At 74.4% G+C, this 18,774-nt stretch carries 17 protein-coding genes; 12 read left to right on the forward strand and 5 right to left on the reverse strand.

The window, feature by feature from the left end; all coding sequences use genetic code 11:
• The first annotated feature begins 48 nt into the window (after positions 1-48).
• Positions 49-2,484 (forward strand): SpoIIE family protein phosphatase, encoded by a 2,436-nt coding sequence (locus ACIQU6_RS24635; protein WP_403483837.1) that lies wholly within the window; start codon positions 49-51, stop codon positions 2,482-2,484.
• 16 nt (positions 2,485-2,500) lie between these two features.
• Here the strand turns inward: ACIQU6_RS24635 and ACIQU6_RS24640 are convergent, their stop codons facing one another.
• A complete protein-coding gene (locus tag ACIQU6_RS24640) occupies positions 2,501-3,919 on the reverse strand; it encodes a tetratricopeptide repeat protein (protein WP_403483838.1) in 1,419 nt (472 codons plus the stop codon).
• 131 nt (positions 3,920-4,050) lie between these two features.
• Here ACIQU6_RS24640 and ACIQU6_RS24645 point away from each other — a divergent pair, with 131 nt between their 5' ends.
• The 5 genes from ACIQU6_RS24645 (at position 4,051) to ACIQU6_RS24665 (ending at position 9,888) form a co-directional block, all read left to right on the forward strand.
• Complete coding sequence (locus ACIQU6_RS24645) at positions 4,051-5,232, forward strand: CaiB/BaiF CoA transferase family protein (RefSeq protein ID WP_403483839.1); 1,182 nt, start codon at positions 4,051-4,053, stop codon at positions 5,230-5,232.
• Positions 5,233-5,461: 229 nt separating this feature from the next.
• On the forward strand, positions 5,462-6,409 hold the full coding sequence (locus ACIQU6_RS24650; RefSeq protein WP_403483840.1) for a trypsin-like serine peptidase: 948 nt from the start codon (positions 5,462-5,464) through the stop codon (positions 6,407-6,409).
• A 250-nt stretch (positions 6,410-6,659) separates the two neighbouring features.
• Positions 6,660-7,553 carry an alkaline phosphatase family protein gene (locus tag ACIQU6_RS24655; protein ID WP_403483841.1) on the forward strand — a complete coding sequence of 298 codons (894 nt, stop codon included), beginning with the start codon at positions 6,660-6,662 and terminating at the stop codon, positions 7,551-7,553.
• 5 nt (positions 7,554-7,558) lie between these two features.
• Entirely contained in the window at positions 7,559-8,869 is a 1,311-nt protein-coding gene (locus ACIQU6_RS24660; protein ID WP_403483842.1) for an MFS transporter, read from the forward strand.
• Positions 8,866-9,888 carry a TolB-like translocation protein gene (locus ACIQU6_RS24665; RefSeq protein ID WP_403483843.1) on the forward strand — a complete coding sequence of 341 codons (1,023 nt, stop codon included), beginning with the start codon at positions 8,866-8,868 and terminating at the stop codon, positions 9,886-9,888. Before ACIQU6_RS24660 ends, ACIQU6_RS24665 begins: the two co-directional genes overlap by 4 nt.
• A gap of 4 nt (positions 9,889-9,892) precedes the next feature.
• Here the strand turns inward: ACIQU6_RS24665 and ACIQU6_RS24670 are convergent, their stop codons facing one another.
• A complete protein-coding gene (locus tag ACIQU6_RS24670; RefSeq protein ID WP_403483844.1) occupies positions 9,893-10,825 on the reverse strand; it encodes a DMT family transporter in 933 nt (310 codons plus the stop codon).
• Positions 10,826-10,982: 157 nt separating this feature from the next.
• Between ACIQU6_RS24670 and ACIQU6_RS24675 the strand changes: the two genes are divergently transcribed.
• Positions 10,983-11,225 carry a hypothetical protein gene (locus ACIQU6_RS24675; protein ID WP_403483845.1) on the forward strand — a complete coding sequence of 81 codons (243 nt, stop codon included), beginning with the start codon at positions 10,983-10,985 and terminating at the stop codon, positions 11,223-11,225.
• A gap of 25 nt (positions 11,226-11,250) precedes the next feature.
• A complete protein-coding gene (locus ACIQU6_RS24680) occupies positions 11,251-11,766 on the forward strand; it encodes a cupin domain-containing protein (protein WP_403483846.1) in 516 nt (171 codons plus the stop codon).
• Between the two features lie 493 nt (positions 11,767-12,259).
• On the opposite strand, the gene ACIQU6_RS24685 is transcribed toward ACIQU6_RS24680, so the two are convergent.
• Positions 12,260-13,168 (reverse strand): SDR family oxidoreductase, encoded by a 909-nt coding sequence (locus ACIQU6_RS24685; protein WP_403483847.1) that lies wholly within the window; start codon positions 13,166-13,168, stop codon positions 12,260-12,262.
• A 1-nt stretch (position 13,169) separates the two neighbouring features.
• Positions 13,170-13,958, reverse strand: coding sequence for an SDR family oxidoreductase (locus ACIQU6_RS24690; RefSeq protein WP_403483848.1), 789 nt, complete (start codon positions 13,956-13,958; stop codon positions 13,170-13,172).
• 80 nt (positions 13,959-14,038) lie between these two features.
• Between ACIQU6_RS24690 and ACIQU6_RS24695 the strand changes: the two genes are divergently transcribed.
• Genes ACIQU6_RS24695 through ACIQU6_RS24710 form a run of 4 tightly spaced genes read left to right on the forward strand, consistent with a single transcriptional unit; the run spans position 14,039 to position 17,461 of the window.
• On the forward strand, positions 14,039-14,806 hold the full coding sequence (locus ACIQU6_RS24695) for an enoyl-CoA hydratase family protein (protein ID WP_403483849.1): 768 nt from the start codon (positions 14,039-14,041) through the stop codon (positions 14,804-14,806).
• Positions 14,803-15,642, forward strand: a complete 840-nt coding sequence (locus ACIQU6_RS24700; RefSeq protein WP_403483850.1) for a CoA transferase subunit A — start codon at positions 14,803-14,805, stop codon at positions 15,640-15,642. Before ACIQU6_RS24695 ends, ACIQU6_RS24700 begins: the two co-directional genes overlap by 4 nt.
• A complete protein-coding gene (locus ACIQU6_RS24705) occupies positions 15,639-16,367 on the forward strand; it encodes a CoA-transferase subunit beta (protein WP_403483851.1) in 729 nt (242 codons plus the stop codon). The genes ACIQU6_RS24700 and ACIQU6_RS24705 overlap by 4 nt, the downstream gene beginning before the upstream one ends.
• Positions 16,364-17,461, forward strand: coding sequence for an NAD(P)H-dependent flavin oxidoreductase (locus ACIQU6_RS24710; RefSeq protein ID WP_403483852.1), 1,098 nt, complete (start codon positions 16,364-16,366; stop codon positions 17,459-17,461). Before ACIQU6_RS24705 ends, ACIQU6_RS24710 begins: the two co-directional genes overlap by 4 nt.
• 145 nt (positions 17,462-17,606) lie before the next feature.
• Here the strand turns inward: ACIQU6_RS24710 and ACIQU6_RS24715 are convergent, their stop codons facing one another.
• Positions 17,607-18,764, reverse strand: a complete 1,158-nt coding sequence (locus ACIQU6_RS24715) for an acetyl-CoA C-acetyltransferase (RefSeq protein ID WP_403483853.1) — start codon at positions 18,762-18,764, stop codon at positions 17,607-17,609.
• Between the last annotated feature and the right edge of the window lie 10 nt (positions 18,765-18,774).

The following is an 18,774-nucleotide window of genomic DNA, read 5'->3' on the forward strand; positions in this document are numbered from 1 at the left end:
CATATAACACATTCACCCGGCTCGTCCGGCAGAGACGGAACGGCTCAGATGGTGGACTTCGAGGAGCACGGCCCCGCACGACGGCAGGCACCGCTCGACATCGCCGGTGCCGCCCTGGTGCTGTGCGACGCCCGCGGCCGCGTGGAGAGCTGGCCGGAGGGCGCCGAACGGCTCCTGGGCCACCCGGCCGCGGACGTCGTGGGGCGGACCGCCGCGGCCCTGCTGACCCCCGACGACGCGGCGCGGCTGCCCGCGATCGCCGCGGAGTGCCGGACGCAGGGCGGCTGGAGCGGCACCGTCACCGCCCGGCACAAAGACGGCGGACCGGTCGACGTCGCGGTGCAGTTGGCCCGTGCCGTCGACGGCACGGGGGCGGCGCACTGGCTGGCGGTGGCCACCCAGGCGTCGGTGTTCCCCGGGCGGGAGATGAGCCGGGCGGTGCTGGAGCAACTGCTGCTCCAGACGCCGGTCGGGATGGCCGTGGTCGACACCGACCTGCGGTTCGTCTGGTCGAACGTGGCGCTGGAGCGGTTCGGCGGCGGCCCGGCCCGGCAGCGGATCGGGCGGCGGCTGGCCGAGGTCCAGCCGGGCCTGGACGCGGAGGCGCTGGAGGCCCAGATGCGGCGGGTCCTGGAGAGTGGCGAACCGGTCCTGGGCTACGAGCACGTCGGCCGCCCCCAGTCGGAGCCGCGCCACGAACGCGCCCACGCGATGTCCTTCGTCCGGCTCGACAACGGCGACGGCCGCCCCATCGGCGTCTGCTACACCGTCATCGACATCACCGAGCGGTACCGCAACCGCCAGCGGCTGATCCTGCTGGACCGGGCCGGCACCGCCATCGGCCAGAGCCTGGACGTGCTGCGCACCGCCCAGGAGCTCGCCGACGTCGCGGTGCCCGACCTCGCCGACTTCGTCACCGTCGACCTGCTGGACTCGGTGATCCGGGGCGGCGACCCGCTGACCGGGCCGCCCGGCGACGCGGACCGGGTCGCGCTGCGCCGCGGCGGCCAGCAGTCCGCCCGGGCGGGCGTCCCCGAGGCGGTCGTCGACGTCGGGGACCTGGCCTCGTACCACTCCTGGTCCCCGCCCATCCGCGCGCTGGCCGAGGGCAAGCCGTGGCGGATGGAGTGGCTGGACCCGCACGGCCAGGAGTGGGCCGCGGACGTGCCCGGCGGCCGGCGCCGGGCGCTGCGCGAACAGGGCCTGCACACCGCGATGGTGGTCCCGATCCGGGCCCGCGGCACGACGATGGGCGTCACCAGCTTCTTCCGCGGCGCGCGCGGCGAGCCGTTCGGCCCCGACGACCTGCGGCTGGCCGAGGAGTTCGTGGCCCGGGCCGCGGTCTGCCTGGACAACGCCCGCCGCTACACCCGGGAACGGGAGGCGGCGCTCACCCTCCAGCGCAGCCTGCTGCCGCAGGGCGTGCAGGACCACAGCGCCCTGTCGCTGGCCACCCGCTACCGGCCGGCCGACGAGCTGGCGGGGGTGGGCGGCGACTGGTTCGACGTGATCCCGCTGTCCGGGGCGCGGCTGGCACTGGTGGTGGGCGAGGTGCGCGGGCACGGCATCGGCGCGATCGCCACGATGGGGCGGCTGCGCACCGCCGTGCAGACGCTGGCCGCCCTGGACCTGCGCCCGGAGGAGCTGCTGGCCCACCTCGACGACCTGGTCGGCCGGGTGTCACAGGAGGGCGGCCAGGGCGCGGACGCCGGCGCGGTGGGCACCAGTTGCCTCTACGCGATCTACGACCCGGTCGGCCGCTGCTTCACCGCGGCCAGCGCCGGACACCCGCCGCCGGTCATCGTCGCCCCCGACGGCACCGCCGCCTTCGCCGAGTTGCCGGTCGGCCCCCAACTGGGCGTCAGCGGGCTGCCGTTCGAGGCCGTCGAGGTGGCAGCCAAGGAGGACAGTGTGCTGGCGCTCTACACCGACGGGCTGCTGGCCGGCGCGGCCGCCGGGACGGGCGAACCGGCCAAGGAGCGGCTGCTGCGCGCGCTCGCCGCGCCGCGCGAGTCCCTGGACGCGCTGTGCGAGTCGGTCATCGGCGCCCTGATGCCGCGCCGGCAGCACGACGACATCACGCTGCTGCTGGCCCGGACCCGCGGCCTGGCCCCGGACCGGTTCGCCGCCTGGGAACTGGACGCGGACCCGGCCGTGGTGGGCCGCGCCCGCGAGATGGCCGCCCGGCAACTGGCCGAATGGGAGCTGCCGGAGCTGGAGTTCACCACCGAGCTGGTGGTCAGCGAGCTGGTCACCAACGCGATCCGGTACGGGTCGGGGCCGATCCGGCTGCGGTTGATCCTGGAGCACACCCTGATCTGCGAGGTGTGCGACGGCTCCAGCACCTCCCCGTACCTGCGGCATCCGCGGACCACCGACGAGGGCGGCCGGGGCCTGTTCCTGATCTCCCAGTTCACCCACCGCTGGGGCACCCGCTACACCACCGACGGCAAGGTCATCTGGGCGGAGCAACTGCTGGCCTGAGCCGCCCCGGCCCGCTTCAGACGGTCCCCACCCGGCCGGCCGCCTGGACGCGCGCCCGCTCCCGCGCCACCGCCGCGCGCTCCGGGTCGCCCGCCCGCTCCGCCAACCGGGCCTTGGCCGACCAGTTGTAGGGGCAGATCGGGCGGAGCCGACTGCGCTCGCTGAGCAGGGTGCCGGCCAGGTCGTGCCGGTCGGCCCGCAGTGCGGCCTCGACCAGGGTGCGCTGGACCGCGTCCCGCTGGGCGTGGCTGCCGCCGAAGTCGTTCAGCCGGTGCCGGATCGGCAGCAGCAGGTCGGTGACGGCGGCGAAGTCCCGTCGGCCGTAGGCGACCAGGGCCCGGCAGACGGGCAGGCCGACGCCGGCGGTCATCGCGCGGTTGGCGGGCGCGGGGCCGGCCGGGGTGGCCGCCAGCCAGCGCTCGCGGTCCGCGATGAGCCGCTCGGCCCGCGCCAGGCGGCCCGCGCCGACGTACGCCATCACCGCATGGGCGTCGTTGAAGGCGTAGTGCGGGCCGTCGTCCCGTCGCTCCCAGGCGTCGGCGACGGCCGCCCAGCGGGCGCCCTGGTCGTCGTCGGCGAGGTACAGCCGCCACAACAGGGCCGCGGCGTCGATGAGTTCCATGGCCACGTCGCCGGAGTCCTCGTGGTGCACCGCGGCGTCGTGGATGTCCAGGACGCGGGCGGTGTCGCCGGTCTCCAGGGTGTAGAGGGCGTAGTGCCACCAGTTGTGGACGGTGAGCAGGGTGCCCTCGGACCAGGCGTCGGTGCGGGCGTCCAGGAAGCGCGCGCCGTCGACGAACCGGCCGCGCATCTCGTAGGTGTGCGCGACGCCGTGGATGCCCCAGACGTCGTGCGGGTGCCGCTCCAGGGCCGCCAGGCCGGTCTGTTCGGCGTGTTCGTAGTGGCCGTTCTCCTCCAGGCCGAAGGTGTACATGCCGAGCAGCGGGCCGTAGTGCGGGTCGTCCTCGTCCCAGGCGTCGAGCGCGCCGCCGACCCGGTCGCGCAGCCGCAGCGCGTCGCCGGTGAGGAAGTCGTGGTGGTGACCGGCGAAGAGGGCGAGCAGGTCGCGGGGGTGGGCGACGGCGATCTCGCCGAGGGTCCGGCCGGCGGTGCGGTAGTCGCCGTCCAACCAGGCTTCGGCGGCGGCCAGATGCATCCGCTCACGCGGGGTGAGGCGGTCGATGTCGAGGCCGGTGCGGAAGGCGGTGAAGGTCTTCTTGGCGGCCGCGGCGCCCTGCTCCTCGGTGCCCAGCACGCCCAGGTAGGCGGCGAGGGCGTGCCCGATGGGCGAGCGGGGCGCGGCGGCCAGCAGCGCCTTGCTGGTCTCCTCGATCCTGGGACGGAAGAACAGCAGGTCGTCCAGGGCCTGTTCGTAGTGGCCGAGGGCCTCGGCGCCGGTGTCGGTCATGGCGTGTCCGTGCCGGTCGGCTGTCATGGTGACTCCTGCGGATGCGTGGGGGTGCCACCGGATCCCTGCCGGATCCGGGGATCCGTCGATCGGATCCATGCGCAGATAGGTACCCCCACCGGCCGCCCCGGCCCCGTCTTTTCCGGAAAGGTCCGATCATGCTCCCTCTCCCCCTGGACGGCATCACCGTGGTCGCGCTCGAACAGGCCGTCGCCGCGCCCTTCGCCACCCGTCAACTCGCCGACCTCGGCGCCCGGGTCATCAAGGTGGAGCGCCCCGGGACCGGCGACTTCGCCCGCGGCTACGACGAGACGGTGCGCGGGATGTCCAGCCACTTCGTCTGGCTCAACCGCAACAAGGAGTCGATCGCGCTGGACGTCAAGAACCCCGGGGACGCGGCGGTGCTGCGGCGGCTGATCGCCCGCGCCGACGTCTTCGTGCAGAACCTCGCGCCGGGCGCCGTCGACCGACTGGGCCTGTCCGGCGGGGAGTTGCTCGCGGCGCACCCCCGGCTGGTGGTGTGCGGCATCTCCGGCTACGGGACCGGCGGCCCGTACGAGCAGGAGAAGGCGTACGACCTGCTGGTGCAGTGCGAGGCCGGGGCGATGTCGCTGACCGGCACCGAGCGGGAACCGGCCAAGATCGGCATACCGGTGGCCGACATCGCCGCCGGGACGTACGCCTACAGCGGCATCCTGACGGCCCTCTACGAGCGCGAACGGACCGGCCGGGGCGGCGCCTTCGAGGTGTCGATGCTGGAGGCGCTGGGCGAATGGATGGGCTACCCGGCCTACTTCACCGGCTACGGGGGCACCACCCCGCCCCGCTCCGGCGCCGAACACGCCGCGATCGCCCCCTACGGGCCGTACCCGGCGGCCGACGGCACCCGGATCTTCCTCGGCGTCCAGAACGAGCGGGAGTGGCGGGCGTTCTGCGGGGAGGTGCTGCGGCGGCCGGAGTTGGCGACCGATCCGCGGTTCGCCCGGAACTCCGCGCGGGTGGCCAACCGGGCGGCGCTGCGCGAGCGGATCGAGGCGCGGTTCGGCGCGTTGCCGGCCGAGGAGATCGAACGGCGACTGGCCGGAGCCCGGATCGCCCACGGACGGCTGCGCGACGTCGCGGAGTTCACCGACCATCCGCAGCTCGCCGCCCGGGACCGCTGGCGCACCGTGGACTCCCCCGTCGGCCCGCTGCGGGCGCTGCTGCCGCCGGTCACCGTCGCCGGCCGGGAGCCCCGGATGGACCGCATCCCGGCCCTGGACGAGGACCGGGAGCGCATTCTGGCGGAACTCGACGACACGGCCGGGGAAACGGGCGGGGGCGCCACGGAGAAGGGATGACGCCCCCTCTGGTCAGCCGCCCACCGGCGTACGACCATGTCGGCCTGGGACCCGTCCGACCCTGACCCGTCGGACAGGCCCCAGGCCCCGCCCAGTTGAGTGGGCGGGCCCCCACACCGCGACCGCCGGGCGGTGAGCCGGCGTCCCCCACCCCGGCACCGCACCCGGACCGCACGGCCCCGACCGCATCCCGTCGTGCACGTCGTCTCCCCCCGAAAGGAACCCGACCATGGGCAGACCCCTGGCCGCCCGCGGGCGCCCCGCCCCCGTGCCGCTCGCCGCCCTGTTCGTGCTGGTGCTGGCGCTGCTCGCGGTACCGGCGCCGCCCGCGCACGCCGTCGGCGACCCGGCCTCCGACGTCGACGCGTACTGGACCGCGCACCGCATGGAGGCCGCCGAACCCGTGGTGGACAAGGGCGCGTTGGGCCCGCGGGCGACGACCGCCCCGCCGGCGCCGCCCAGCCACCCCTTCCAAGGGCTGCCCCAGGTGGGCACGTTCTTCTGGACGGACGGCACCAACACCGGCCGGTTCTGCGGCGGAACGGTGCTCCGCAGCCCGCACCGCGACCTCGTGCTCACCGCCGGGCACTGCCTGCGCTCCCCCGACCCGAAGAAGTACCTGTCCTTCGTGCCGCAGTACCACGACGGCCAGAAGCCGCACGGCATCTACCCGGTCGAGCGGATCTACCTCGACCAGCACTACTACGACCTCGGCACGGACGGCGGCGCCCGCTGGGACTACGCGGTCGTCCGGGTCGGCCCCCGCGAGGACGGCGCCCGCGTCCAGCGGGTCACCGGCGGCTTCGACCTGTTCGCCTACCCCGGCTACGACCACCCCCGGGTCCGGCTCGTCGGCTACCCCGGCAGCGATGACGCCCACTACCCCGAGCCGCTGGACTGCTCCTCGTCCACCCACCGCTACACCAGCACCGACCCGGCCGCCCCCGGCGACTTCCTGGAGATCCCCTGCGCCGGCTACGTCGGCGGCACCTCCGGAGGGCCGTTCCTGGTACGGGACTCCCACGGCTACGCCGTGATCGGCGTGATCGGCGGCTACCACACCGGCGGGGACACCCCGGACATCTCGTACAGCTCGTACTTCACCGTCGACACCCTGCTGCTGTACCTGCACGCGGTGCACGGCGACACCCCCGCTGCGCCGCGCACCGCCGCCTGACGCCCCGGCACGCCCGGCGAACCGCCCGGGCCCCGGAGGGAATCCGGCGCCCGGGCGACCCGCACAGCCGCCCCGCGGTAGAGGAACTCCCCCGCATTGACCACCAGTTGACGGGGCATCGCACCGCACTCCCCAAGGCCATTCGTTCGCCTGTTCTTCATCCTCCGGACGCGGCCGAATCCGTGCGGCGGCTTCTAGGGTTACCGCGCCCCTCCCCCGCACGCCCCTCGCTTCCGTCCGGAGGACAGTCATGACCGCAGTCAACGCGCGCAAGCGCAACCGGCGTTCCCTCGCCGCGCTGGCCGGCGCGGCGGCGCTGGCCGCCGCCTCGCTCGGGTTGTGGGCCACCACCGGCGCCACCGCCAGCGCACAGGCCGCCGGGCTCCCGGCCCCCGACCACGTGGTCGTGGTGGTGCTGGAGAACCACGCCTACGACCAGGTCGTCGGCAGTTCCGACGCCCCCTACCTGAACTCCCTCAAGGCCGGCGGCGCCGACCTGACCCAGTCGCACGCCCTGACCCACCCCAGCGAGCCCAACTACTACATGCTGTTCTCCGGCTCCAACCAGGGGCGCACCGACGACGGTTGCGTGTCGGTCGGTTCGATGACCGCGCCCAACCTGGCCTCCGAGCTGATCGCCGCCGGCAAGAGCTGGGGCAGCTACAACGAGGGCCTGCCGGAGCAGGGTTCGACGGTGTGCAGCAGCGGGCGGTACGCGCAGAAGCACAACCCGTGGTTCGGCTTCGGCAACGTGCCGACCGACACCGCGCAGTCCTTCGACCAGTTCCCGTCGGACTACACCACCCTGCCGAAGGTCTCGTTCGTCATCCCGGACCTGTGCAACGACATGCACGACTGCTCGGTGGCCACCGGCGACGGCTGGCTCAAGGAGAACCTCGCCGGCTACGCGGAGTGGGCCAAGAGCCACAACAGCATCCTCGCCGTCACCTTCGACGAGGACGACCGGCTGTCCGGCAACCGCATCCCGACGCTCTTCTACGGCGCGCACGTGGCGCCCGGCAGCACCACCGACACCACCTACAACCACTACAACGTCCTGCGCACGTTGGAGGACCTGGCCGGGCTCACCGCGCACGCCGGCAACGCCGCCGCGGCGGCCGACATCACCGGCATCTGGAACTGACGCCGGTGTACCTCGCGGACTCCCGCACCGCCGACCCGGCGCCCGACCCGGGTACCGCCGCCGCCCCGGACCGCACCCGTCCGGGGCGGCGGCCCGCGGTGCCCGGCACGGTGCTGGCGCTCGGCGCGGTCAGCCTGATCACCGACGTCTCCGCGGAGATGGTCACCGCGGTCCTCCCGCTGTACGTCATCACCGCGCTCGGCCTGTCACCGCTCGGCTTCGGCCTGTTGGACGGCCTCAACAACGGGGTGGGGGCGCTGGTCCGGCTCGCCGGGGGCCACCTCGCGGACGGCGGCGGGCGCCGGCACGAGGTGGTCGCCGGGATCGGCTACGGCCTGTCGGCGGTGTGCAAGCCGCTGCTGCTGATCGCCCGGGGACTGCCGGCGATCGGCGCCGTGTTGGCCGTGGACCGGGCCGGCAAGGGGCTGCGCACCGCGCCCCGGGACGCGATGATCTCGCTGGCCAGCGCGCCGGAGCAGCGCGGCCGGGCGTTCGGGGTGCACCGCGCCATGGACACCGCCGGCGCGCTGCTCGGCCCGCTGGTCGCGTTCGCGGTGCTGCGGGTCGCGGTGGACGGGTACGACGCGGTGTTCACCGTCAGCGCCTGTGTGGCGGCGCTGGGCGTGCTGGTACTGGTGCTCTTCGTCCCCGCCCGCGCGGGCGCCGCCCGCACCCCCGCCCCCGCTTCCCCGCGGCCCGCACTGCGCGACTCGCTGGCCCTGCTGCGCCGCCCCGAACTCCGACGGCTGACGCTGTGCGCCGCGCTGCTCGGCCTGACCACCGTCAGCGACGCCTTCCTGTACCTCCTCCTCCAGCGCGAACTCGGCGTGCCCGCCGGCCTGTTCCCGCTGCTGCCGCTCGGCACCGCCGCGGTCTTCCTGCTGCTCGCCGTCCCGTTGGGCGCCCTGGCCGACCGGGTCGGCCGCCGCCGGCTCTTCCTGGCCGGCCACGCCGCGCTGCTCCTGGCGTACGGGCTGGTGCTCGGCCCGTCGCGCGGCCCGGCCACGGTGGTCGCGGTGCTGGTGCTGCACGGCGCCTTCTACGCCGCCACCGACGGGGTGTTGGCGGCCGCGGCCGCCGGCGCGGTCCCGGCGGAGCACCTGGGCGCCGGGCAGGCCCTGGTGGGCACCGGCCAGGCCCTGGCCCGGTTCGTCTGCTCGCTGGCGTTCGGCGCGGCCTGGAGCCGGTGGGACGGGCGGGCCGCGCTGGCGGTCGCCGCGGCGGCGCTGGCCGTCGCTGCCCTGCTCGCCGCGCGCCTGCTCCGGACCGCCGGCACCGACGACGACCACCGCACCCCCGAAGGAGCACTTCGATGAACCGCACGACCCGCCTGACCGTGCTGCTGCTCGCGGTGGCGCTGCTGGGGACGGTCGGCACCGCGGCGGTGCTGCGGGCCGCCGACCGGTCCGCCGTGCGCGACCGGCAGCAGGCGGGCGGCCCGCCGGTCCGCGCCGGCGCGGTCACCCTCCGCCCGTCCGGCGGGCGGCAGTTGCTGGTGCGCAACCTGGCCTGGGGCCCGCACCGCGACGAGCTCGCCACGGTGCCGGCCGGCCGCCCCGACGGCCCGCGCACCGCCTCCGGCGTGCGGTGCCTGCGCTTCCACGCCGCCGCCGGCACCGGCATCTGCCTCCAGGCCGAGCGCGGCGCGCTGACCGACAGCTACCGGGCGGTGGTGCTCGACGCCCACCTCCGCGAGCGGCACCGCTTCCCCGCGCCCGGCATCCCCACCCGGGCCCGGGTCTCCCCCTCCGGCCACACGGTCGCCTGGACCGTCTTCGTCAGCGGCGACTCGTACGCGGGCACCGCCTTCTCCACCCGCACCGCGCTCGCCGACACCCGCACCTGGGCGCTGGACGACAACCTGGAGGAGTACGCCGTCATCAAGGACGGCCACCCGTACCACGCCTCGGACATCAACATCTGGGGCGTCACCTTCGCCGACGACACCCGCTTCTACGCCACCCTCGCCACCGCCGGCCACACCTACCTCGTCCGCGGCGACCGCACCACCCGCACCCTCACCACCCTCCACCCCAACGTCGAATGTCCCTCGCTCTCCCCCGACGGCACCCGCATCGCGTACAAGAAGCGCGTCCTGGGCGCCTCCCCGGACGCCCCCTGGCGGCTGTACGTCCTCGACCTCGCCACCCTGCGGGAGACCGCCACCGCCGAGCGCCGCAACATCGACGACCAGGCCCTCTGGTCCGACGACCACACCCTCGACTACGCGCTGCCCGGCGACTACGGCTCGGACCTGTGGACCGTCCCGGCCGACGGCACCGGCACCGCCCGGCGGCTGATGACGTCGGCCCTCGCCCCCGCGTACGCGGGCTGACCGGTCAATCCCGGCGCCGGGACCGGGCGCGCGGCGGCCGGGGCAGCGGTTCACCGGCCTGACCGGTCGCCAGGTCGCGGGCGAGCGACACCTGGGAGAGCAGCACCGCGCCCCACAGGACGAGGCCGACGCCCACCGCCTCCGGGATCAGCCACCAACCGGCCCGGACCCGCTCGTTGAAGAGGGTGACCCCCAGGGACAGGCTGACCAGCGCGTCCCCCAGGGTGAGCACCGGCTGGGAGGCGGTCAACGGCCCGGACTGCATGGCGTTCTCCATCATGAAGAGGGCCACGACGCCGCTGACCGCGAAGCCGTAGCTCTGCCAGGACGTGAAGAACTCGGCCGGTCCGCCGTGCTGCCAACTGTGCGTGGCGTCCTTGAGCAGCGCGGCGGTGAGCGCGTAGCCGACCGCGGCGGCCGCCCCGAAGCAGGCGGCGCGGACGCTGCCGGCCCCGCGGCGCAGCCCCGCGGCGACCGTCACGCAGATCATCGAGACGCAGGCGATCAGCGCGGGCACCCAACGGCTCAGCGGCGCGTAGTCACGGCCGCCCGTGGGCGCCGCGGCGCCCAGCGCCGTCGCCAGCCCCAGCACCATCAGCCCCACCCCGAGCCAACCGGCCGGGGAGATCCGCGCCGGCGTCGGCCCGCGCAGCAACACCCGGGCGATGAGCAGCGCCAACGGGAGCTCCAGCACGAAGATCGGCTGGACCACCGACAGCGGGCCCAGCAGCAGCGCCAGCGCCTGGAACGCGGCGGCCGGCAACACCATCAGCATCCCCGCGAGCCACACCGCGCGGTGCAACAGATCGGCGATCAGCCCGAACCGGAGCCGCGGGGAGACCGGCACGGTGCGCGCCGCGCGGCGCTGGAGCACGGTGGACAGCGCGTTGCACCCCGCCGCGAGCACCGCGAACACGACGGCCGCCCAGATGGCCACGCGCCCACCTCTCCCTCGCCCGACGTCGACTCGACGCTAACCGGAGCCGGGCCCGGCCGCCCGGCACGGACCTGCCGGGGCCCACCCCTGTCGTTCGTCCGCGTGACCGCCCGGCGCGTCGCTTGGCGCCCCGCGGCCCGTCCCCCACCGTGAGACCGTGCGCCGCATCTCGCCCCTCCTCACCACCGCACTGGCCGCCGCCTCCCTCGCCGCCGCCGGTTGCACCGCCGCCCCGGACTCCCACTCGACCCCCGGCCCCGGCGGCTCGTCCCGGCGCACGGTCGCGCCCGGCCGCCCCTCGCCGGTCCTGCTGCCGTGGCCGTTCCGCGTCAACGCGGCGGTCACGGCCGAAGGGCCACGGAGGTCCGCGAGCCGATGGGAGCATGTGGCGATCGGCTAAGCCCGTCGCCTCGAGGAGGAACGCCATGACGGCGCCCGACCACGCTCTTCCGCCCGACCCGTCGCCCGCCGGCGCGACGCCGGGCGACGCCTTCCACCCGCACCTGACCGACTCCCCCGCCACCGACCGGGACGATCCCGCACCGCTACGGGCGCGCCTGCACCACGTCCGTGCCGACGCGCTCGACGGAGACACCGCACAGACCGGCGGCATGCGGCGCTTCGCCGCGATCAGCGGGCAACGGGTCGGCTCGGAACGCCTCTGGATGGGCCAGACGCATGTCGCTCCCGCGACCTCCTCCGCGAACCACCACCACGGCCACTCGGAAACGGCCATCTACGTCGTCCGGGGCAACCCGGAGTTCGTCTTCGCCGACGAGTCGGGCGAGGAGATCCGCCTGCTGACCTCTCCCGGCGACTATGTCTTCGTCCCGCCGTACGTCCCGCACCGCGAGGAGAACCCCCACCCCGAGGAGGAGGCGGTGGTGGTGATCGCCCGCAGCACGCAGGAGGCGGTCGTCGTCAACCTCCCCCATTTGTAACGGCGCCGCGCCTCTGTCTTGGCCCGCGCCTCTGTCTTGCCCCGCACGTTGTCGGCTGCCCCGCCGTGGGGGTTGCTGTCTTCGCGCCTGCGGCGCAGACGCGTTGATCCGCTGCGCGGGGCTGTCGGCTGCGGGGGCGGGTCTCTGGGCGACGGCTGATCCTCGTGGTCCCCTGACCGTCCAGACGCGTCATTCTGGCAACGGTCGTTGGTGCCCCTGACGGCCACCACTCAGTCCAGAGAGCCGAGTTGGCCCACCGGAGGGGACGTGGCACTCACCGGTTTTTCCCACCCCTCCCCGGGAGGGGACGGGCCGGAGGGGCAGGGTGTTCGGACGTAAAGCGAAGCAGTCCGAACACCCTGCCCCGGAGGCCCGTCACCGCACCCCGACAGCCCCGCGCAGCGGCACCGCCCGCGCAGCGGACAACAACGCCCGCGCCGCAGGCGCAAAGACAGCAACCCCCACGGCGGGGAGGCCAACATCGTGGGAAGGCTCAGTTCACTCCGTACGCCGCCCGCCCCGGCTCCGCCGCCGCGAGCAGCTCGCGGGCCGCGGCGCCCGCCTCCGCCGGGGCCCACCGTGCGCCCTTGTCCGCCGTCGGGCCGGGTCGCCAGCCTTCCATCACGGTGATGCGGCCGCCCTCGGCCTCGAAGACGCGCCCGGTGACGCCGGCGCTCTCGGCCGACGCGAGCCAGACCACGAGCGGCGAAACGTTCTCCGGGGCCATCGCGTCGAACGCGCCCTCGACGGGCGCCATCGCCGCCGCGAACGTGCGCTCCGTCATGCGGGTGCGGGCCGCCGGCGCGAGGGCGTTGACCTGGACGCCGTAGCGGGCGAGTTCGGCGGCGGCGACCAGGGTCAGGCCGAGGATGCCGGCCTTGGCCGCGGAGTAGTTGGCCTGGCCGACGCTGCCCAACAGCCCGGCGCCGGAGCTGGTGTTGACGACCCGGGCGTCGGGCGTGCGCCCCGCCTTGGATTCGGCGCGCCAGTGCGCGGCGGCGTGCTTCAACGGGAGGAAGTGGCCCTTGAGATGGACCCGCATCACCGCGTCCCAGTCGTCCTCGGCGAGATTGACCAGCATCCGGTCGCGCAGGAAGCCGGCGTTGTTCACCAGCGCGTCCAGGCGGCCGAAGGCGTCCAGGGCGGTGGCGACGAGGGAGGCGGCGCCCTCGTCGGTGGTGATGTCGCCGGTGTGCGCGACGGCCCGGCCGCCGTGCGCCCGGATCTCCTCGACGACCTGCTGGGCGGGCCCGGCGGAGCCGCCGGCGCCGTCGGCCGCCACGCCCAGGTCGTTGACGACGACGGCGGCGCCCTCGGCGGCGAGCGCGCGGGCGTGGGCGCGCCCCAGGCCGCGGCCGGCCCCGGTGACGGCGGCGACGCGTCCGGTGCAGATTCCGGTCATCTCAAGGCTCCTTGGGGTGGTTGACGGTGGCGGCGTCGAGGAAGGCGGGGCGTTCCCCACCGCCGTGGACGAGCAGGCTGGCACCGCTGACGTAGCCGGCGCGGCCGGAGGCGAGGAAGACGCAGGCGTCGCCGATCTCGGCGGGTTCGGCGAGCCGGCCGAGCGGCACGGTGGCCTCGACCGCGGCGACGCCCGCCTCGTCCCCGTAGTGGACGGCGGCCAGTTCGGTGCGGACCATGCCGAGGACGACGGTGTTGACGCGGACGTGCGGGGCCCATTCGACGGCCATCGAGCGGGCCAGGTTGTCCAGGCCGGCCTTGGCGGCGCCGTAGGCGGCGGTGCCGGGTGAGGGGCGGGTGCCGCTGACGCTGCCGATCATGATCACCGAGCCGCCGTCCGGCTGTCGGCGCATCACCTCGTACGCGGCGAGCGAGGCGGTCAGGGGGGCGGTCAGGTTGAGTTCGAGGACCCGGGCGTGGCGTTCGGCGGTGGACTCGTCGAGGAGCCGGTAGGGGGTCCCGCCGGCGTTGTTGACCAGGCAGTCCAGGCGTCCGTGGTCGGCGGCGACGGCGCCGAAGAAGGCCCGGACGGCGTCGGGTTGGCGCAGGTCGAGGGGGAGGAAGCGGGCGGTGTGGCCGTCTGCGGCGACGGGGTCCCACGGTGGTCGGCGGGCGCAGACGACGACCTCCGCGCCGGCCCGGAGGAACGCGCGGGCGATGCCGGCGCCGACGCCCCTGGTGCCGCCGGTGACGACGGTGACGCGTCCGGTCAGATCGAGGGTGAGGGACAACCGGTACCTCCCGCGGCGGGCGATCCGCTGCTAACTTCGCTACCTAACAAACGCTTGGTGGAAAGGTAGCTGATCTGCTCATGGGTGTCTCCACCTCCGCGCCCGACCGGGGCGTCGCGGCCGTCACCGTCGACTTCCCGCCGGTCAACGCCCTTCCCGTACAAGGCTGGTACGACCTCGCCGACGCGGTCCGGGCCGCCGGTCGCGACCCCGCCGTCCGCTGCGTGCTGCTCACCGCCGAGGGGAGCGGGTTCAACGCCGGCGTGGACATCAAGGAGATGCAACGGGACACCGCGACCGGCGGTCACGGGGCGCTGCTCGGCGCCAACGGCGGCTGCGCCGAGGCGTTCGCCGCGGTCTACGACTGCGCGGTGCCGGTGGTCGCCGCCGTGCACGGCTTCTGCCTGGGCGGCGGCATCGGCCTGGTCGGCAACGCCGATGCGATCGTGGCGAGCGAGGACGCGACCTTCGGGCTGCCGGAGTTGGACCGCGGCGCGCTGGGCGCCGCCACCCACCTCGCCCGGCTGGTGCCCCAACACCTCATGCGCGCGCTGTACTTCACCTCGCGGACCGCCACCGCGCACGAGCTGCACGCGCACGGTTCGGTGTGGAGGGTGGTGCCGAGGGACGAACTCCGCGGCGCAGCAACGGAGTTGGCGCGGGAGATCGCACGCAAGGACGGCTACCTGCTGCGGCTCGCGAAGGCCGCCCTCAACGGCATCGACCCGGTCGACGTCCGCCGCAGCTACCGCTTCGAGCAGGGCTTCACCTTCGAGGCCAACCTCAGCGGGGTCGCGGACCGGGTCCGCGACGCCTTCGGCACAGCCGGCAAGGAGGCACGCTCATGACCGACAAGACCATGGCCCCCGAGGACGTGGTGGCGCGCCTGCGCAGCGGCATGACCCTGGGCATCGGCGGCTGGGGCGCCCGCCGCAAGCCGATGGCGCTGGTGCGGGCGCTGCTGCGGTCCGACGTCACCGATCTGACCGTGATCTCCTACGGCGGGCCGGACGTGGGGCTGTTGGCGGCCGCGGGGAAGATCCGCAGGCTGGTCACCGCGTTCGTCACCCTCGACTCGGTACCCCTGGAGCCGCACTTCCGCGCGGCCCGCCAGCAGGGCGCGTTCGCGCTGCGGGAGCTCGACGAGGCGATGTTCATGTGGGGGCTGCACGCGGCCGCCAACCGGCTGCCGTTCCTCCCCGTCCGGGCCGGCCTGGGCTCGGACGTGATGCGGGTCAACCCCGAGCTGCGGACGGTCACTTCGCCGTACGAGGACGGCGAGACCTTCGTCGCCGCGCCCGCGCTGCGGATGGACGCGGCGCTGGTCCACGTCAACCGCGCCGACCGGCTCGGCAACGGCCAGTACCTGGGCCCCGACCCGTACTTCGACGACCTGTTCTGCGCGGCGGCGGACACCGCCTATGTCTCCTGCGAGCGGGTGGTGGACGACTTCGGCGCCACCGCCCCGCAGACCCTGCTGATCAAACGCCATGCCGTCACCGGCGTCGTGGCGACCCCGCACGGCGCGCACTTCACCTCCTGTGTGCCGGACTACGACCGCGACGAGGCGTTTCTGAAGCTCTATGCGGCCACGCCCTGGCCCGAGTTCGCCGCGCGGTTCCTGCACGGGGACGAGAAGGACTACCAGTCGGCCGTCCAGACCTGGCACGAGGAGAAGCGATGACCAGTCGCGCCGAATACGCCGTGCTCGCCTGCGCCGATGCCTGGCGCGACAACGGCGAGGTGCTCGCCAGTCCGATGGGCACCGTCCCGTCCATCGGCGCCCGGCTCGCCAAGCGCACCTTCTCCCCCGACCTGCTGCTCACCGACGGCGAGGCGCTGCTGGTCGACCTGGACGGGCGGGCCGAGGGCTGGCTGCCCTACCGCCAGCACCTGGCCATGGTCACCGGCGGCAAACGGCACGTGATGATGGGCGCCAGTCAGCTCGACCGGTTCGGCAACCAGAACATCTCCTGCATCGGTGACTGGGAGCGGCCCACCCGGCAGCTGCTCGGTGTCCGCGGCGCGCCCGTCAACTCCCTCAACAACCCGACGAGTTACTGGGTTCCCAGGCACTCCCGTCGGGTCTTCGTCGAGCGGGTCGACATGGTCTGCGGTGTCGGCTACGACAACGCGGCGGCCGCCGGACCGTCCGCCACCCGCTACCACCGCATCCCGCGGGTGGTCAGCAACCTCGGCGTCCTCGACTTCGCCACCCCGGACCACTCGATGCGCCTGGCGTCGGTGCACCCCGGCGTCACCGTCGAGGAGGTGCTGGACGCCACCGGCTTCGAACTCGCCCGCCCGGACGAGGTGCCGTCCACCCGCGAACCGACCACCGAGGAGCTGCGGTTGATCCGCGAGGTGATCGATCCGCAGGGGCTCCGCGACCGCGAGGTGCCGGCATGACCACCGGGGGCACCGCGACCGCGGGGGCCGACGCCGGCGAGGCCCCCGTCCTCGCCACCCCGCTGACGAAGCTGGTCGGAGTGCGGCATCCCCTCGTGCAGACCGGGATGGGCTGGGTGGCCGGCCCCCGGCTGGTCTCCGCCGCCGCCAACGCGGGCGCGCTCGGCATCCTCGCCTCGGCGACCATGCCCCCCGGGCAACTGCGGTCGGCGATCCGGGAGGTGGCGTCCCGTACGGACCGGCCGTTCGGGGTCAACCTCCGGGCGGACGCGGGCGACGCGGCCGAGCGGGTCCGGATCATCATCGACGAGGGCGTGCGCGTCGCCTCCTTCGCGCTGGCGCCGTCCCGGGAGCTGATCGCCCGCCTCAAGGACGCGGGGGTGGTGGTCATCCCGTCCATCGGCGCCCGGCGGCACGCCGAGAAGGTCGCGGCCTGGGGAGCCGACGCGGTGGTCGTCCAAGGCGGCGAGGGCGGCGGGCACACCGGGAGCGTCGCCACCACCGTGCTGTTGCCCCAGGTCGTGGACGCGGTCGACATCCCGGTGATCGCCGCGGGCGGGTTCTTCGACGGCCGGGGCCTGGTCGCCGCGCTCGCCTACGGGGCAGCCGGGATCGCCATGGGCACCCGCTTCCTGCTGACCTCGGACAGCACCGTGCCACCGGCCGTCCAGGCCCGCTATCTGGCGGCGGCGGTCAAGGACGTCACCGTCACCACCAAGGTCGACGGGCTGCCCCACCGGATGCTGCGCAGCGAACTGGTCGCGTCCCTGGAACGGTCCGGACGCGCCGCCGCGCTGCTGACGGCGGTACGGCACGCCGCGTCGTTCCGGAAACTGTCCGGGCTGGGTTGGGCCCAACTGGTCCGCGACGGACTGGCGATGAAGCACGGCCGGGACCTGACCTGGAGTCAGGTGCTGTTGGCGGCCAACACCCCGATGCTGCTCAAGGCGTCGATGGTGGACGGCCGCACGGACCTCGGCGTGATGGCCTCCGGCCAGGTCGCCGGGGTGATCGAGGACCTCCCGTCGTGCGCCGAACTGGTCGACCGGGTCATGGCCGAGGCACACCGGACGTTGGCGGATCTTCCCCGCTGACCGCCCGTCCAGACGCCAGGGCGCCGGGACGCCTGGACACCCGGACACCTGTCACGACGACGGCCCGGATCGACGCACCACCGCTGCGCCAGCCCGGACCACCAGTCCGCGAATTTCCCTGCGTTTCCGATGTTTTGACGTCCTGTCACACCCGCTCGACGATCGTCGCATTGGCCTGGCCGCCGCCCTCGCACATGACCTGGAGGCCGAACCGTCCCCCGGTGCGCTCCAGTTCGCTGAGCAGCGTGGTCATCAGCCGGGCGCCGGTCGCGCCCAGCGGGTGGCCGAGGGCGATGGCGCCGCCGTTGACGTTGACCCGCTCCGGTGCGGCTCCGGTCTCCTTCAGCCAGGCCAACACCACCGGTGCGAACGCCTCGTTGATCTCGACCAGATCGATGTCGTCGAGGGTCAGCCCGGTCTTCTTCAGCGCGTGCGCGGTGGCGGGGATCGGCGCGGACAGCATCCGGATCGGGTCCTCGCCGCGGACCGAGAGGTGGTGGATGCGGGCCCGCGGGGTCAGGCCGTGCTCGGCCACCGCCCGCTCGGAGGCGAGCAGCATGACGGCGGCACCGTCGGAGACCTGCGAGGAGACCGCGGCGGTCAGCCGGCCGCCCTCGACGACGGGGGCCAGCGAGGCCATCTTCTCCAGTGAGGTGTTGCGCCGGGGGCCCTCGTCGGCGGCGACGCCCCCGTAGGCGACGATCTCGCGGTCGAAGCGGCCCTCGTCCTGGGCGCGGACCGCCCGTTGGTGGGAGCGGAGCGCGAACTCCTCCATGTCCCGGCGGGAGATGCCCCACTTGGTGGCGATCAGTTCGGCGCCGTGGAACTGGTGGACGGGCTGGTCGCCGTAGCGGGCCCGCCAGCCCTCGGAGCCGGCGAACGGGCCCTGGGTGAGGCCGAGCGGCTCGGCGGCCCGGCGGCTGGCGAAGGCGATCGGGATCTGCGACATGTTCTGCACCCCGCCGGCGACGACCAGGTCCTGGGTGCCGGAGAGCACGCCCTGGGCGGCGAAGTGCAGCGCCTGCTGCGAGGAGCCGCACTGCCGGTCGACGGTGACGCCGGGCACCTCCTCCGGCAGCCCGGCGGCCAGCCAACTGGTCCGGGCGATGTCCCCGGCCTGCGGCCCGACGGTGTCCAGGCAGCCGAAGACGACGTCCTCCACCGCGGCCGGATCGATCCCGGTCCGCGCGACCAGCGCGGTCAGCACGTGCGCCCCGAGGTCGGCCGGGTGGACGGCGGACAGTCCGCCGCCCTTCTTCCCCACCGGGGTGCGGACCGCGTCGACGATGTATGCCTCGGACATGGTGAACTCC

Origin of the sequence: Streptomyces sp. NPDC090442 (genome assembly GCF_044769405.1) — a bacterium.
Taxonomy (GTDB): domain Bacteria; phylum Actinomycetota; class Actinomycetes; order Streptomycetales; family Streptomycetaceae; genus Streptomyces.

What these genes read in the sequence shown, in the direction of transcription:
- ACIQU6_RS24680 (WP_403483846.1), top strand. Translation starts at nt 11,251, where the DNA reads ATGACGGCGCCCGACCACGCTCTTCCGCCCGACCCGTCGCCCGCCGGC.
- ACIQU6_RS24685 (WP_403483847.1), bottom strand. Translation starts at nt 13,168, where the DNA reads ATGACCGGAATCTGCACCGGACGCGTCGCCGCCGTCACCGGGGCCGGC.
- ACIQU6_RS24640 (WP_403483838.1), bottom strand. Translation starts at nt 3,919, where the DNA reads ATGACAGCCGACCGGCACGGACACGCCATGACCGACACCGGCGCCGAG.
- ACIQU6_RS24665 (WP_403483843.1), top strand. Translation starts at nt 8,866, where the DNA reads ATGAACCGCACGACCCGCCTGACCGTGCTGCTGCTCGCGGTGGCGCTG.
- ACIQU6_RS24710 (WP_403483852.1), top strand. Translation starts at nt 16,364, where the DNA reads ATGACCACCGGGGGCACCGCGACCGCGGGGGCCGACGCCGGCGAGGCC.
- ACIQU6_RS24705 (WP_403483851.1), top strand. Translation starts at nt 15,639, where the DNA reads ATGACCAGTCGCGCCGAATACGCCGTGCTCGCCTGCGCCGATGCCTGG.
- ACIQU6_RS24715 (WP_403483853.1), bottom strand. Translation starts at nt 18,764, where the DNA reads ATGTCCGAGGCATACATCGTCGACGCGGTCCGCACCCCGGTGGGGAAG.
- ACIQU6_RS24700 (WP_403483850.1), top strand. Translation starts at nt 14,803, where the DNA reads ATGACCGACAAGACCATGGCCCCCGAGGACGTGGTGGCGCGCCTGCGC.
- ACIQU6_RS24645 (WP_403483839.1), top strand. Translation starts at nt 4,051, where the DNA reads ATGCTCCCTCTCCCCCTGGACGGCATCACCGTGGTCGCGCTCGAACAG.
- ACIQU6_RS24655 (WP_403483841.1), top strand. Translation starts at nt 6,660, where the DNA reads ATGACCGCAGTCAACGCGCGCAAGCGCAACCGGCGTTCCCTCGCCGCG.
- ACIQU6_RS24635 (WP_403483837.1), top strand. Translation starts at nt 49, where the DNA reads ATGGTGGACTTCGAGGAGCACGGCCCCGCACGACGGCAGGCACCGCTC.
- ACIQU6_RS24695 (WP_403483849.1), top strand. Translation starts at nt 14,039, where the DNA reads ATGGGTGTCTCCACCTCCGCGCCCGACCGGGGCGTCGCGGCCGTCACC.
- ACIQU6_RS24650 (WP_403483840.1), top strand. Translation starts at nt 5,462, where the DNA reads ATGGGCAGACCCCTGGCCGCCCGCGGGCGCCCCGCCCCCGTGCCGCTC.